Source organism: Pseudomonas sp. Z5-35, assembly GCF_051131945.1.
Classification (GTDB): Bacteria; Pseudomonadota; Gammaproteobacteria; order Pseudomonadales; family Pseudomonadaceae; genus Aquipseudomonas; species Aquipseudomonas marvdashtae.
The window spans coordinates 164,950-178,592 of record NZ_CP071640.1; the positions used below are offsets into that span (position 1 = coordinate 164,950).

A 13,643-nucleotide genomic window follows, 5' to 3' on the forward strand; every position below is an offset into this window, starting at 1 on the left:
GCTCATTCAATGCGGATGATTATAAATTTGATGGTCGATTTCCTACAGGGACATACCTAATGTATAGGGGCGTTGAGTAATTAATTTTCGGGGGTAGCAGTCATGTGCGGGTTCGTCAAATTTAGTAATTAAAGTGCTGTTATGGGATTTTTAGAGCGCAGGGCTAAGTGTTGACAGTGTTTTTTTGTTTTTCTACAGTTGGGTCGTTCGTTTTCAACGGACGGAAAATTATCAACAGAGGAAAGTAAACTATGTCTATTGAAAAAGCTTCCGTAGCAACTAACGAAACTTCGATCAAAGCGGCGGCGGATAACGCCCGGAAACTCGCCGAGCAATATGATATTGCCGACTTTGTGGAAATCGAACGAAACGAAGCCTGCCTGCAACATGGTGACGGCGGCGTTCACTAAGTTAGCCCCGTTTTCGCCATAAGTTGTCTCGGGACAGGGCAGGTAAATTGCTCTGTCCCTTTATTCAGGAGCATGCAGGCATGGTCGCCAGTTTGTCGGTTAACCCCGATCTAAGAATTATTACGTTTGAAGATTTTGCGCTGGCTTATCTGGTCGGCTCAAATAAGAAGACTAAAATTTCATTTGCTGTTGTCGAATATCTTCTTGATTTTTTTGCCCGCTCGGCTACGTCTCGGATAGACCCGACGGGAAAAGATGCCTTACTCGGAAAGTTTATTTGCAGCGGGTTTGTGAAGGTAGCTGCTGATGACGCCCTAAGTAAAAGAGCCGCTGAGCTCGAGCGCTACAACTGGAAGAGTGCTTCAGATTACCTGAAATGCACGCACAATTATCCGTTTTTTGAATACGACAAGGATGGTCGCAGCAAAGACAATCGCCGGATGCAAGAATATCTGGCCGATGAGCAGGAAATTGAACGTTTCAAGGTTTATGTCGTTGCCCCGGTGGCGATACAGGGTGTCAGCCCGCAATGCAGTGCGGCACTCATTAGTGCTGGCGGCGCGCAGGGTGACTTGGAGAATATCCTCAGCGCATTGAGCCTGAGCCTGGGTATGCAAAAGGAAGCGCAACTCAATACGGGGGGGCGGGTGTTAAAGAAGACTGTGCCCAGCGGCGGCGGGCGACACCCGGTTGAAGCTTATCTGGTCGACTTCGCCAACCAGACGATCTATCACTTTAATGTTGTCACCTATAGTCTTAACGCTATCAAATGTATCGAGTCGCCAGATCTGTATACGACAATATTTGGGGTTCGAAACTCGTATATCGACTTTGATGTAAATTTTGCGGTGGTTTTTACGTGTATCTGGGAACGCAATATGTTTCGGTATCGAGAGCCGAGAACCTTCAGATCCGTTCATCTGGATGCCGGTCACGCCTCGATGCAAGTTGAAACGGCACTGCTGAAAATGAGGTACAGAAATCAGGCTCAGTACAATTTCAAAGTTATAAATTTCGAACGTCTGCTGGAGCTTGATCCTCTTGTGGAAGGTGTGATGAGTGCAGTCATGATCGGGGGGCAATCGAATGCAGCATGAAATTCTGAAAAACGCCTATCTATCGTTCGCTAACAAAAGTGACAATATTTTAGAGTTTAGCGAGCTCGGCAGCGGCAGAAGTTTTAAGGTGGCCTCGTCATTTTTCATTCGGCCCGATTGTTCTGAGCGGATGGCTGCGATACGAAAGGCAGGTGCAGCGGAAGCCAATACGCAAATTGATCCGGCCAGTACGACCCATTGGGTTGAAAGAGGTTGGGAAGCGTGTATTCCGTTTTACTTGTTGTCCCGTACCATCAAGTACATTGATGATGATAAGGGGCGGGTGAAGATACTGGATGAAAAGTATCGTGAATATGAGAGTGCGTCTGTTTGTCCGGTGCCGAATGTTCCGGTTTTTATCGAAAGCGATCAGCCCACATTTGCATTACGAAAAATTTCTTCAGCCAGTAACGATTGGATTCCTGGCTTTCCCGAGAAGGTACTTAAACGCAGGAGTCATCGAGAATTCAAAAGACTCGTTCTTGAGGTAGCTGAATTTCAGGAGATATTGTCGCATTCGGTATCGCGACTGCTGGAAACGCTGGACATGTACCGGCATCTGCATGGGAGTCGCTTGAGATACACCAAGAACTTTGGTGCCGCGTTTTCCTCATATGTTGTGGTGTATGACATCGTCGGTCTGAGGTCAGGTGTTTACTTTATTAATATGGAAGAGCTGAGCTTCGGGCTGATCAAGGAAGGCGATTTCAGAGAGTCAATGTCTCGGATCATCTGGGGCATGGTTGCTCCCAAGACAGCAAACTATACGTTGGTGTTGGCCGCGACACCCAGCTGCTATGCCTGGCGCTACCGGCACGATAAAGCGTTGAGAAACCTGTTTATCGAAGCCGGGAGAATCATGCACATGCACATCAACGCCTGTAGCGAATTCAATGTGCAAGGCGTGACAACGCCGGCGACAAGGGATGATGAGCTTCGAGCGCTGCTGGATATCGATTTGGCGAGCGACGAGATTCCCCTATACACGGCAACGATGGGGAAAGTTGGAACAAGAAATGTTGAAGCGTAACGACGCCCTTAGCGATATTTTTTTTGTGGTCACTGGCGGCGTGGATGTCATCAAAGGTATCAGCATGCTGATGTTGATGAACGTCGCCTTTCCTCAGCAATTCAGCGTGTTGAGCGTGAACATTGATGTGATGTCCGCTTTGATTCCGTTCGCATCGCCGTGGGTGATTGCCTTTTTGCAGCTCTCAAAGGTGTCAAGATACCGCGCCTACAGTAAATGTGCGGGGGCATTGATAGTCGTTGGGGTAGCTATTTCAATTCTATATATAGTTATTTCGTTAAGTATGATCGAGGAGAGTCGCCATAATGCCAGTCTGTTGATGTTTCTGTTGCTTAGAATGGTGTCCGTCTGTGTCTTGGTATTTGCATCGCTCAATCAAGCATATCTAATGTTATTGGGTTATGGTCGGACGGTATTTTGGGTGCAAATGGCGGTATGGTTATGCAATGTCGCGCTTTATTCGGCACTCTGGTTGAGCGGCTTGGAATTTTCCTACCTTTGGTTGGGCTTGGGAATGGTAGCGATTGACCTGGCATTGTTTGTAGTCGTCATATGGATACTTAAAGCAGCTGGAAGTATTCATATAAGCACTTTGCGGCCGTCGTTTGGTTTTAGCTTTAAAATCAAAAAAATCATCTTGCCAGAGCTGTCCACCGTTGCCAGCATTTCATTGTCAGGATTGCTGCTGAGCGTGGTGGTGTATAGAATTTCTCCGGAGAATTTTGCCGAGTTTCGTATTCCCTTTGCGTTTCAAATTGCCTGTTGGATGATTTGCGCACGTGCTGCTGTATTGATAATTCGGCGGTACTCAGCACAAGATGTTTCGTTGTTTTTCAGTGCTATTGTTTATACGTTCAAAGTCACTTGGTTTGTTCCGCTCGGACTGGCATTGGTCGTCGTCGCTCTGGCGAATAAGATGTCTCCCAATCAAATAGTTAATTCGATCATAGGAGTGATTTACTATCCCGTTATCGCCATTGTAATCTCGCTGAATGGGGTTTTCAGGTTGATGATGATGAACAGTATTATATCCGACGCCAACAAATGGTTATTGGTTTTGTACTTTGTGCCTTTGAGTGCGCTCATTTATTTTGGGCGTATTGGCTCGGAGTCTATTATCCATTTTGTTGGAATTAGTTACATAGTGAGGGTGTTGCTGATGCATCACTTGTATAGAAAAAGGATTTTTATGAATGATAATAGATGCCTTGTTTGAATCAAAAAAATCGCTGTACAGGTATGACACTCACACTGGGCGGTTGCTGTTCTCACAGAGTGAAAGTTTGTGGGATAGGTTATCTGCTGAAGGGCTTGATTGCACGGAGCTGGAAGCCAATCGGGTGGTCAGTGCTATTTATGAAAGTGAGCGCTCCAGAACCCAGTACACAGGCGTAGGGAAAACCGCCATCAATCAACGAATGCGAAGCCATTCGGTTTTGTTCGGCCACCCTCGACCCCGTTGCACGTCCTCTCTGGAAAAGGCCGGTACCCAGATCGTTAAGGATGATGTATTCCAGGCTATTAGATTTGCCTTCAGGAACATAGCGATCACGCCGTGGGCGATCAATGGCTTGGGACCGGGTGTACGGCGTGTTTATCCCTCTAATGGCGCAGTTCACTCGTTGGAGTGTCTTTATACAGATACCCACGGCGATGCCTTTCTATACGATTCATATCGTGATCAGTTTTTTGTTGTGGGGGATGCCGCTACGGTCCGCAAACAACCAGATACATTAGTTGTTCAGTGTGACTTCGAACGGCTGACTGAGCGCTACCGAGACGTGCGGAGTCTCAGTGCGCTTTATATTGAAGCAGGTCATGCGATAGCCGCATTATTTCATGCGTTGCAGGTCAGGCACATCACTCCGACATCGCTGAAGGTAACCGGCTTCAACGGAGTTATGGATGAATTTAGTTCGTCCATAGTCTTAATCACGCTATAAGGAGCGTTCATGTACTCGCTGATGAAGCTGGATGAGGCGACGCTTGGATTTGTTAAGTTTGAGATGCCATTGTATTCAGTTATCTACAGTTGCTGGCGAAATGAGCGAATATTGAACGATCTGGGGTTTGTACAGTTGACTCAGCGGATGGCCGGTGTTCGTAGCGATGTCTGGCTGCAACGCCAAACCTCACGTAGTGGGTTGGGCAGTAACGAGAGTCGTTGGCGTTTGGATGAAGTGAGACACCGTTGCGTGACGCTCTTAGATAATTTCTGTAGTCCTGGTATGGACGTTGTCCAGGTGCCGTCGGAAGACGAGGTGTTTCATGCATTACAGGAGTCGCTGATAGAGGAAGTCGAAATCGGCAGGCATTCGTTGCTATTTTTGTTTACGTCTCAACCTTCAGCGGACACCGATAGACGTATGAACTGGTTAAGCGCCGGGTTCGTGGCCCAGCAACTGAGTGTTATTGCCGCTGATGCAGGACTTTCCAGTTTTTCCAGTCATGGTTACGAGCGTCCATGCACTAAAGTGCATGACACGCCTCATATTGAGTATGTCGTGTGGATTGGATAGGAGGTAAAAAAATGGGTTTCGGTGCCGAGGACATAAAAATTTATGATGGAATAATATCGACAACGTTAGGCGCTCAGTTGAGCTCATTGGCCAAAAAACCGATCTGGCAATACGGATGGCGTTCTAATGTTCAAAACGATAATTATTTTTTCTGGCATTCACACTTTGCCGGTGGTGATACCAGTAGCGAGACGGACAGTGCGGCTGTTTTATCCGACAGGCAAGGTTTGCAGTCGGTTAGTGCCCTGTGGCTAGAGATCGAGGCGACAATTGGGTCGCCGCAAAAATTGCTCAGAGCTTACGCCAATGGACATACTTACGGCACGGAGGGGTATTCGCACACGGATAGTAATCGAGAGGACAATTTTTCTTCAATCTATTTTGCCCATGACGACTGGCAGCAGGATTGGGGCGCCGAGCTATTGTTTTACGGTGAGGAAGGGGAAATTATAAAGTCGGTGGCTCCTTTGCCAGGGCGTATCGTCATATTTCCTGGATGTATTCTTCACCGCGCCAGTTCCCCCAGCAGGATCTGCCCTACGTTGCGGGTCAGTTTTGTTTTCAAGTCGGCACCCAAGTAAGTTAGCAAGTGAGCTGTTGCGTTGGCGGGATGAGGCTCGCGAACGCGTTGGGGCCGGTAGCATCAATTTCTACTGGAACCCGGCTATCGCGAGCAAGGATTGGGCTTGGCACAAGCCTCAGGTGTTCAACCAACCCCCTGCGCGAGCCTGCTCGCGATGGTCTTGGCTCGAGATGGAGCCGACCCCCTTCGATTGCACTTCGAAAAAAGGTGGCGGCTGTACGTAGGTGTGCAAGACCGGTCTCAGGTACCCGGCAGACCCGAAGGTCTCCCACGCGCAGCCGCCATAACGATCGGCGAGCATAGAAAAATGCTCGACGAATAGCCATAACCGAATGCACCTGAGATCGGACTTGCACGTCCGTGTCACCGTTTTTTGCGATGACGAACAGAGGTTAGCCGTGCTTCGAAGCGCTGCCTAGTTCATGGACAGCCCGGCGTCTTGAAGGAAATGTCCGAGGAACCTGAAGGCATAATTAAGCCTCTGGTAAACGTGACTTAGCGGTCATCATGCGTAAAAAGTTGGCGATCTTCCGCAAAACAGATTCGATGATGGCGTTCCGCCGAAGAATCGCTAAACTGCGCCAGCCGTTCATTTTTCTCACGAGGCTGTGCCGATGAAATTTCGTTTTCTGCTGTGGATGCTGGGGTTGTTGATGGGCAAGGCCAGTCGGACCAATCCGGCGTTCCAGCAGCAGTTGGGTGACAAGGAACTGGTGTTCCAGCTGCAAACCCAGGACGGCAAGGTCGCCCGGCATTTCACCGTGAAGAACCAGCGCATCACCAGCCATTCCGGCACTTATCCGGAGCCTGCCTTCGCCATCGCCTTCAAGGACGCTGCCTACGGCTTTGCCACGATGCAGGCGAAGAACAAGCAGTTGGCGTTCATGACCGGGATCCAGGACAAGTCGATCCAGATCAAAGGCAACCCGGCGCTGGTGATCTGGTTTCAGGGGCTGATGAAGTATTTGAAGCCGAGGAAGCCTAAAGCCTAGTGGATGATTGTGGCGAGGGGATTTATCCCCGCTGGGCTGCGAAGCAGCCCTAAAACCTGGCTTCTCGGTTGTGCAGGCTTACCGCAGTAGCCTTTTTGGGCCTGCTGCGCAGTCCAGCGGGGATAAATCCCCTCGCCACAAAAGCTCAACTGCCTGCGCCAGCAATCAATGGCTGAACTGCGAAGCCAGTTCCCGCAGCAGCGTTTCAGCCTCAAGCACCTTGCTGACCACGTCGTTGGCCTTTTCCCGGGTCAGCCCCACGCGTTCGAGCAGCGCGTCGGGGATGTCTTCATCCGGGCCGGAGCCGATGCTGCGTGAGCGCAGCAGCCGCACGGCCAGGCAGACGAGGTTCGGGTAGGCGGCGTATTCGCCGTCGTAGTGGGGGTCGTGCTGGAAGCGCAGGGCGGTGGCCAGTTCGTCGGGCATGTCCCAGTAGCGCATCAGCCAGGCGCCGATCTGCTCGCGGCTGATGCCCAGCAGGTGCTGTTCCACGTAGCTGTGGCACAGGTGCGGGTTGACCTCCAGGTGTCGGCAGATCAGTGAGAAATGCGGCGGGAACACGTGGGCCAGCAGCAGGTAACCAAAGTTGTGCAGCAGGCCCGACAGGTAGGTCAGGCCGCCTTCGGGGCGCTGTGCGCGGGGCATGGCGCGGGTCAGGCCTTCGATGACGGCGGCGGTGTAGATCGACTGCTGCCAGTACGGCGTGGTGTGTTGCGGGTGGTCCTTGGGCAGGCTCAGGGTTTTGCCCAGGGCCAGGCCCAGCGCCAGGTTGATGACCAGGTCGAAGCCCAGCACCCGGACGATGGCGTCTTCCACTGAGCGAATCTTGCCCGGCGAGGCGTAGTACGGCGACGCGGCCCAGCTCACTACCTGCGCGGCCAGGGCCGGATCGGTTTCCACCACGCCAGTGATGTCATCAATGGTCGCGTCGGGGTCGACGCGCAGCTTGATGATTTTCTGCGCGGTTTCGGCCAGCGGCGGAATCTCGATGGTTTCTTCCAGGCGTTGCTGGATACGCCGCGCGGTAAACGCCTGCACGGCCAGGGTGATTTCCTTGCGGTCGTCGTCCGGGCGGTCCAGGTTTGGCGTGATATTGCTCAAGGGCTCGCCGAAGGTCGCGGCGCTGGCCTTGGTGAGCATAGTCCTGAAGGCTTCGCTGGTGACTTCCAGCAGCAACCCCGGCTCGCCCGAGTTGATCAGCAGCTTGGGCTCGCGCAGCAGGCCTTCTTCGTACAGGCAAGGGGAACTGGTCAGCGCCGGCAGGCCGGGCAGCAGGCTGAGGTTGTGCTTGCCGAGCATGCGTTCCAGGCGTTCGGTCGGCACCGCCGTGAGTTTACGACCGGTAAGCTCGGCCAGCCGGTTGAGGTCCAGCAACTGGTTTTGCGGAAACAGCACCATGAGCGCGCCCACGGCATCGTGCAACAGCACGGCCTGCACTTTGCGAGCGGGGTTGAGGCCCGGTCGCTCGAGGACTTCGTCAAAGGCGATGCCCAATTTCTCGAGCAACTGCCGAATAACAGACGGAGCGTGCGGAGCTTCGGGGACGAGGGCAGCTTCAGTCATGGTCTGTATCCGTTTTCCTACAAGTTGGTCAGTATAACCAGCTTGTCCAGCGGGCGCGTCCAGAAAACTGAGCGCGTGCTCACACTTGGCCGTATTGCTGTCCGTGACGCAGCCAGCGGTCCAGCAACGGGCTGACGTGGTCGGGCCAGCGTTCGAGCAATGCCTGGGCGGCGTCGCGTACTGCCGGGAGCAGATCGGCGTCGCGCATCAGGTCGGCCACTTTGAATTGAAGCAGACCCGTCTGGCGCGTGCCGAGCATTTCACCGGGGCCGCGCAATTCAAGGTCTTTCTCCGCGATGACAAAACCGTCATTGGTTTCGCGCATGATCCCCAGCCGCTGGCGACCGATCTGTGACAGCGGCGGGTGGTACAACAGAACGCAATGGCTGGCGGCGCTGCCCCGGCCAACCCGGCCACGCAGCTGATGCAGCTGCGCCAGGCCCAGGCGCTCGGGGTTCTCAATGATCATCAGGCTGGCATTGGGCACATCGACGCCAACCTCGATCACCGTCGTGGCGACCAGCAATTGCAGGGCTCCGGCTTTGAATTCGGCCATGACCGCGGCTTTTTCGGCGGGTTTCATGCGACCGTGGATCAGCCCGACCTTCAACTCGCCGAGGGCGGCAGTGAGGTCTTCGTAAGTGGTTTCGGCCGCCTGGCAGGTCAGCTCTTCCGACTCTTCGATCAACGTGCACACCCAATAGGCCTGCCGCCCTTCGGCGCAAGCGCCGCGCACGCGTTCGATCACTTCGACCCGGCGGGTGTCGGTGACCAGCACGGTGTTGACTGGCGTGCGGCCTGGGGGCAATTCATCGAGGATCGAGGTGTCGAGGTCGGCGTAGGCGCTCATCGCCAATGTCCGGGGAATTGGCGTGGCGGTCATGATCAGTTGGTGCGGGCACATCCTTCCGCCGACGCCTTTCTGCCGCAGGGCCAGTCGCTGTTGGACACCGAAGCGGTGCTGTTCATCGATGATCACCAGGGCCAGGTTCTTGAACTGCACTTCATCCTGGAACAAGGCGTGGGTGCCGACCACCATCGGCGCGCCTGCGGCGATTTGCGCCAGGGCGGCGACGCGGTTCTTGCCCTTGAGTTTGCCGGCCAGCCAGGCGACTTCGATGCCCAGCGGTTCGAGCCAGCGCTGGAAGGTAATGAAGTGTTGTTCGGCCAGGATCTCGGTGGGCGCCATCAACGCTACTTGATAGCCCGCCTCTAGCGCTTGCAGCGCGGCGAGGGCGGCGACCACGGTCTTGCCGGCGCCAACGTCTCCCTGGATCAACCGCAGCATCGGCTCGGGCTGGCTGAGGTCGTAGGCGATTTCGTTGCCGACCCTTTGCTGGGCGCCGGTGGGGGCAAAACCAAGGTTGGCGAGATAGCGGGCCGGCAGTTTCGTCGCCTTGGGCATGGCCGGGGCGCGCAGCGAGCGCAGGCTTTCGCGCAGGCGTTGCTGGGACAGTTGATGGGTCAGCAGTTCTTCGAAGGCGAGGCGATGCTGGGCCCAGTGATGCCCGAGGGCGAGTTCTTCGACGTCGGCATCGGCGGGCGGGTGATGCAGATAGCGAATCGCATCGGCCAGCGGCGCCAATTGGTAGTCCCTCGCCAGTTCCTTGGGCAGCCAGTCGGGCAGGCTGGTGGGGCCGAGCAGGGTCAGGGTTTGTTGGCAGAGCTGGCGCAGGCGTTGTTGGGTCAGGCCTTCGGTGAGCGGGTAGACCGGCGTCAGGGTTTCGGCCACGGGCGGCGGTTCGTCACCGGTGATGGCGCGGTATTCCGGGTGATAGATCTCCAGCCCGGAGGCACCGGGCCGCGCCTCACCGTAGCAGCGCACGCGGGTGCCGCGCTTGAGGCCTTCCTTTTGCGCGTTGCTGAAATGATAGAAGCGCAGGCTGAGCCCGCCGGTGCCGTCCTGCAGGCGCACCACCAGGCTGCGCCGTCGGCCCATGACCACGTCGGCGCCGCTGACGGTGCCTTCCACCACCGCATCCTGCCCCGGCCGCAAATGACCGATGGGCACCACGCGGGTGCGATCCTGATAACGCAGCGGCAGATGAAACAGCACGTCCTGAAGGGTTTCCAGGCCGACCTTGGCCAATTTCTCGGCCATGGCCTCACCAACACCCTTGAGCGTCGTGACCGGCACTTTCGACAGCTCAGTCATGGCAGCGGCTTACTTGGCGGCGGGCGGCTTGGCCACGGAACACAGGCGGATCGAATCGGCGAGGATCTCGATGGCCTTGGGTCGCGGGAAGCTGGCGCGCCAGGCGATGGCAACGGTGCGGAACGGCACGGGCGCCGTCAGTGGACGCACTTCGATCACGCCTGGAGCGTAGTGATGGCTGTCTACCGCGGACAGCGGCAGGATCGAAATGCCCAGCCCCGAGGCGACCATGTGGCGAATGGTTTCCAGGGAGCTGGACTCCACCGTGGTGTGCTTGGCGCCTTCGCTGCCCTTGGTCAGGGTCGGGCAGGCTTCGAGCACCTGGTCGCGGAAGCAGTGGCCTTCACCCAGTAACAGCAGGCTCTTGTCGTTGAGCAGGGCGGCGTCGATGGTTTTTTTCTGAGTCCACGGATGTTGCGCTGGCATCAAGACATAGAACGGCTCATCGTAGAGCGGCAGGGTCAGGACATCGGCTTCGTTGAACGGCAGGGCGATGATGATGGCGTCCAGCTCGCCGTTGCGCAGCTTGTCGCGCAGCACATGGGTAAAGTTTTCTTCGATGTACAACGGCATCTGCGGGGCGACCCGGTGCAGTTGCGGAATCAGGTGCGGGAACAGGTACGGTCCGACGGTGTAGATCGCGCCGACCTTCAACGGGGCGGTCAGTTGGTTCTTGCCGGCCTGGGCCAGTTCGCGAATGCCCTGGGCCTGCTCCAGCACTTTCTGCGCCTGGGCAACGATGCCTTCGCCGACCGGCGTGAGGCGCACCGCGCTTTTGCTGCGCTCGAAAATAAGCACACCGAGCTCGTCTTCAAGCTTTTTCACGCCCACCGAAAGCGTCGGTTGGCTGACATGGCAACGCTCGGCCGCATGGCCGAAATGTTGCTCTTGGGCGAGGGTCACGATGTAGCGTAATTCTGTGAGGGTCATGGCGAGCGTCCGTGAAGTTGCGAGCCAAGCATACCGGCTGCAATCGATAGACGCACGTTATCAGACTGCGGGCGCGGTGCGACACTGGCGAATGTGAGTTGGGTCGTTGCCGGATATGAAAAAGGCACCTTTCGGTGCCTTGTTTTCATGTGGCGGGGCGTGTCTGGAACTCAGCGCCGGCGCTTGTCGATGGAATAGAGGAACGGTGCCGTCAGTTCCACCGTGCCGTTGCTCAACAGGTCGGCCGGTGGCTTGGGCAGCGGCTGGGCGCGACGGATCATTTCCAGGGTGGCCCGGTCCAGATCGGCATTGCCTGACTTGCCCACCAGTTCGAACGACACCACGTTGCCTTCGGCATCCACCACGAACCGCAGGCGGTTCATGCCTTCCTTGCCACGTGCTTGGGCGCTGGCCGGGTACTTCTTGTACTTGCCCAGGTGCGCGAGCAGCGTGCCTTGCCAACTGGCCTTGGCCGCCATCTGTGCGGGGGACGGACCAGGAGCCGGTTGCGCTGACTTCTCGGTCGGTGCCTGGGTTGGCTGTGTGTCGGCGGGCTTTTGCTCCGACGGCGTTTCCTTCGGCGGCTCCGGCTTTTTCTCCACTGGCTTGGGCTTGGGCGGTTGTGGCTTGGGCTTGGGCTTGACCGGTTTGGGCACGGCGATTTCCGCCTTCGGTGCTTCGGCCAGTTTAGGCAGCGGCAATTCTTCGACCGGCTCGGGAGGTTGCGGCGGTGTGACGACTTTCGGTGGCGCAGGCGGTGGTGGCGCAGGAACTGGCGCCAGTTCGACCATCATTGCCTGGGGGGGCAATTCGATGGGCGCACGTGTCGTCCAGTTCAGCGCCAGCGCGATGGCAAGCGCATGCACGCCTAGCACCACGGCCAGGCTACCGCTGTAACGCGTCAGCTTTTGGCGCGTCGTGATCATTTCTTCGGCGCCGTCTCGAGTCCGACCAGGCCGACTTTCAAGTAGCCGGCACCGCGCAGGGCGTCCATCACACTCATCAGGTCGCCGTAATCCACGCCTTTGTCGGCCTGGAAGAAAATCGTCGTGTCTTTCTTGCCCTGGGTCTTGGCGTCCAGGGTCGCGCCGAGGCTGTCGACCTTGATTTCCTCTTCGCCCAGGAACAGGCGCTGGTCGGCCTTGACGCTCAAGAACACCGGTTTCTCAGGGCGTGGCGACGGCTTGGCCGTCGACGCGGGGAGATCAACCTTGATGTCCACGGTGGCGAGCGGGGCGGCCACCATGAAGATGATCAACAGCACCAGCATCACGTCGATGAACGGCGTGACGTTGATTTCGTGGTTCTCGGCCAGATCGTCGTCTGCGCCTTCTTTCAAATGCAGGCCCATGGCCGATTACCCCACTTTCACCATGTGCGGTTGCGCGCCGCGCTCGGGCGGCAGGTGATCCAGATCGCGGCTGACCAGCAGCAGGACTTCGGCCGAAGCGTCGGACACTTGCGCCTTGTAGCCAGCGATGGAACGGGCGAAAACGTTGTAGATGACCACGGCCGGGATTGCCGCGACCAAGCCCAGCGCCGTTGCCAGCAGGGCTTCGGCGATGCCGGGGGCTACGACGGCGAGGTTGGTGGTCTGGGTCTTGGCGATGCCGATGAAGCTGTTCATGATCCCCCAGACGGTGCCGAACAGGCCGACAAACGGTGCGGTGGAGCCGATGGTGGCGAGCACGCCGGTGCCGCTGCTCATGTTGCGACCGCAGGCGGCGACCAGGCGCTCGAGGCGGAAGCTCACGCGTTCCTTGATGCCTTCTTTCTCGCGGCTGTTGGCCGACAGGCGCATCTCTTCGAGCGCGTCGTGCACCAGCAGGTTGGCGAGGGTGCCTTCCTTCGCAGCGGTGGCGCTGGCTTCCTTGAGGGTGGTGGCTTTTTTCAGCGCAGCGATTTCACCCCGCAGGCGACGCTTGGCGCCCAGCAGCTCGAAGCCTTTGGCGATCCAGATGGTCCAGGTGATGATCGAGGCGATGGCCAGGCCGATCATTACGGCTTTGACGATGATGTCGGCATTCTTGTACATGCCCCAAGGCGACAGGTCGTGGGCCATGCCCAAGGTGTTATCGGCTTCGAGCACTTGAGGGGCGTCTGCGGCGCTGGCTTCCACGGCCTGGGTCGGGTCGCTGGCTGCTGGCGTCGCTACGGGAGCGGCAGCGTCGGTCGGCGCCTGGGTAGCGGCTGGCCCCGTGGCGGGAGCGGTGGCCGGCGTTTGCGCATCGGCAAAAGCGCCGGGCGCCAACAGCAGGCTAAGCAGCAAGGCCGCCGTGGCGCTCCAGGCGCGAGGGCGGTTGGTTGGCGAAGCGGAGAAGAGTGAGCGTGTCATGCTGGCCGGACCTGAGAAAAAAAGAAGGT

General features: G+C 56.6%; 14 protein-coding genes. 8 read left to right on the forward strand and 6 right to left on the reverse strand.

Annotation, left to right across the window (positions count from 1 at the left end; genetic code table 11):
• Nucleotides 1-251: 251 nt before the first annotated feature.
• The 8 genes from J3P95_RS00735 to J3P95_RS00770 all read left to right on the forward strand — a co-directional run bounded on the left by J3P95_RS00735 (nucleotide 252) and on the right by J3P95_RS00770 (nucleotide 6,631).
• Nucleotides 252-410, forward strand: coding sequence for a hypothetical protein (locus tag J3P95_RS00735; RefSeq protein WP_434579115.1), 159 nt, complete (start codon nucleotides 252-254; stop codon nucleotides 408-410).
• An 80-nt stretch (nucleotides 411-490) separates the two neighbouring features.
• On the forward strand, nucleotides 491-1,507 hold the full coding sequence (locus J3P95_RS00740) for a SagB/ThcOx family dehydrogenase (RefSeq protein WP_434579113.1): 1,017 nt from the start codon (nucleotides 491-493) through the stop codon (nucleotides 1,505-1,507).
• A complete protein-coding gene (locus J3P95_RS00745; protein ID WP_434579111.1) occupies nucleotides 1,497-2,537 on the forward strand; it encodes a hypothetical protein in 1,041 nt (346 codons plus the stop codon). The genes J3P95_RS00740 and J3P95_RS00745 overlap by 11 nt, the downstream gene beginning before the upstream one ends.
• Entirely contained in the window at nucleotides 2,524-3,753 is a 1,230-nt protein-coding gene (locus tag J3P95_RS00750; RefSeq protein WP_434579110.1) for a hypothetical protein, read from the forward strand. Before J3P95_RS00745 ends, J3P95_RS00750 begins: the two co-directional genes overlap by 14 nt.
• On the forward strand, nucleotides 3,731-4,480 hold the full coding sequence (locus tag J3P95_RS00755) for a hypothetical protein (RefSeq protein ID WP_434579109.1): 750 nt from the start codon (nucleotides 3,731-3,733) through the stop codon (nucleotides 4,478-4,480). The genes J3P95_RS00750 and J3P95_RS00755 overlap by 23 nt, the downstream gene beginning before the upstream one ends.
• Nucleotides 4,481-4,489: 9 nt before the next feature.
• Complete coding sequence (locus tag J3P95_RS00760; RefSeq protein WP_434579108.1) at nucleotides 4,490-5,056, forward strand: hypothetical protein; 567 nt, start codon at nucleotides 4,490-4,492, stop codon at nucleotides 5,054-5,056.
• A gap of 11 nt (nucleotides 5,057-5,067) precedes the next feature.
• Nucleotides 5,068-5,637, forward strand: a complete 570-nt coding sequence (locus J3P95_RS00765; protein WP_434579106.1) for a 2OG-Fe(II) oxygenase — start codon at nucleotides 5,068-5,070, stop codon at nucleotides 5,635-5,637.
• A 616-nt stretch (nucleotides 5,638-6,253) separates the two neighbouring features.
• A complete protein-coding gene (locus J3P95_RS00770; protein ID WP_434579105.1) occupies nucleotides 6,254-6,631 on the forward strand; it encodes a helicase in 378 nt (125 codons plus the stop codon).
• Nucleotides 6,632-6,796: 165 nt separating this feature from the next.
• On the opposite strand, the gene J3P95_RS00775 is transcribed toward J3P95_RS00770, so the two are convergent.
• From J3P95_RS00775 to exbB, 6 genes are all read right to left on the reverse strand, one after another.
• Nucleotides 6,797-8,194, reverse strand: coding sequence for an HDOD domain-containing protein (locus tag J3P95_RS00775; protein WP_434559935.1), 1,398 nt, complete (start codon nucleotides 8,192-8,194; stop codon nucleotides 6,797-6,799).
• Between the two features lie 79 nt (nucleotides 8,195-8,273).
• The gene (recG, locus tag J3P95_RS00780) at nucleotides 8,274-10,349 is read right to left on the reverse strand and encodes an ATP-dependent DNA helicase RecG (protein ID WP_434579103.1); all 2,076 of its coding nucleotides are present in this window, start codon (nucleotides 10,347-10,349) and stop codon (nucleotides 8,274-8,276) included.
• Nucleotides 10,350-10,358: 9 nt separating this feature from the next.
• Complete coding sequence (locus tag J3P95_RS00785) at nucleotides 10,359-11,279, reverse strand: hydrogen peroxide-inducible genes activator (protein WP_186615182.1); 921 nt, start codon at nucleotides 11,277-11,279, stop codon at nucleotides 10,359-10,361.
• 170 nt (nucleotides 11,280-11,449) lie between these two features.
• A complete protein-coding gene (locus tag J3P95_RS00790) occupies nucleotides 11,450-12,205 on the reverse strand; it encodes an energy transducer TonB family protein (protein ID WP_305497900.1) in 756 nt (251 codons plus the stop codon).
• A complete protein-coding gene (exbD, locus tag J3P95_RS00795) occupies nucleotides 12,202-12,630 on the reverse strand; it encodes a TonB system transport protein ExbD (RefSeq protein WP_305497902.1) in 429 nt (142 codons plus the stop codon). The genes J3P95_RS00790 and exbD overlap by 4 nt, the downstream gene beginning before the upstream one ends.
• A gap of 6 nt (nucleotides 12,631-12,636) precedes the next feature.
• Entirely contained in the window at nucleotides 12,637-13,614 is a 978-nt protein-coding gene (exbB, locus tag J3P95_RS00800) for a tonB-system energizer ExbB (RefSeq protein WP_434559939.1), read from the reverse strand.
• Nucleotides 13,615-13,643 lie beyond the last annotated feature (29 nt).

What these genes read in the sequence shown, in the direction of transcription:
- J3P95_RS00735 (WP_434579115.1), top strand. Translation starts at nt 252, where the DNA reads ATGTCTATTGAAAAAGCTTCCGTAGCAACTAACGAAACTTCGATCAAA.
- J3P95_RS00740 (WP_434579113.1), top strand. Translation starts at nt 491, where the DNA reads ATGGTCGCCAGTTTGTCGGTTAACCCCGATCTAAGAATTATTACGTTT.
- J3P95_RS00745 (WP_434579111.1), top strand. Translation starts at nt 1,497, where the DNA reads ATGCAGCATGAAATTCTGAAAAACGCCTATCTATCGTTCGCTAACAAA.
- J3P95_RS00750 (WP_434579110.1), top strand. Translation starts at nt 2,524, where the DNA reads ATGTTGAAGCGTAACGACGCCCTTAGCGATATTTTTTTTGTGGTCACT.
- J3P95_RS00755 (WP_434579109.1), top strand. Translation starts at nt 3,731, where the DNA reads ATGATAATAGATGCCTTGTTTGAATCAAAAAAATCGCTGTACAGGTAT.
- J3P95_RS00760 (WP_434579108.1), top strand. Translation starts at nt 4,490, where the DNA reads ATGTACTCGCTGATGAAGCTGGATGAGGCGACGCTTGGATTTGTTAAG.
- J3P95_RS00765 (WP_434579106.1), top strand. Translation starts at nt 5,068, where the DNA reads ATGGGTTTCGGTGCCGAGGACATAAAAATTTATGATGGAATAATATCG.
- J3P95_RS00770 (WP_434579105.1), top strand. Translation starts at nt 6,254, where the DNA reads ATGAAATTTCGTTTTCTGCTGTGGATGCTGGGGTTGTTGATGGGCAAG.
- J3P95_RS00775 (WP_434559935.1), bottom strand. Translation starts at nt 8,194, where the DNA reads ATGACTGAAGCTGCCCTCGTCCCCGAAGCTCCGCACGCTCCGTCTGTT.
- recG (WP_434579103.1), bottom strand. Translation starts at nt 10,349, where the DNA reads ATGACTGAGCTGTCGAAAGTGCCGGTCACGACGCTCAAGGGTGTTGGT.
- J3P95_RS00785 (WP_186615182.1), bottom strand. Translation starts at nt 11,279, where the DNA reads ATGACCCTCACAGAATTACGCTACATCGTGACCCTCGCCCAAGAGCAA.
- J3P95_RS00790 (WP_305497900.1), bottom strand. Translation starts at nt 12,205, where the DNA reads ATGATCACGACGCGCCAAAAGCTGACGCGTTACAGCGGTAGCCTGGCC.
- exbD (WP_305497902.1), bottom strand. Translation starts at nt 12,630, where the DNA reads ATGGGCCTGCATTTGAAAGAAGGCGCAGACGACGATCTGGCCGAGAAC.
- exbB (WP_434559939.1), bottom strand. Translation starts at nt 13,614, where the DNA reads ATGACACGCTCACTCTTCTCCGCTTCGCCAACCAACCGCCCTCGCGCC.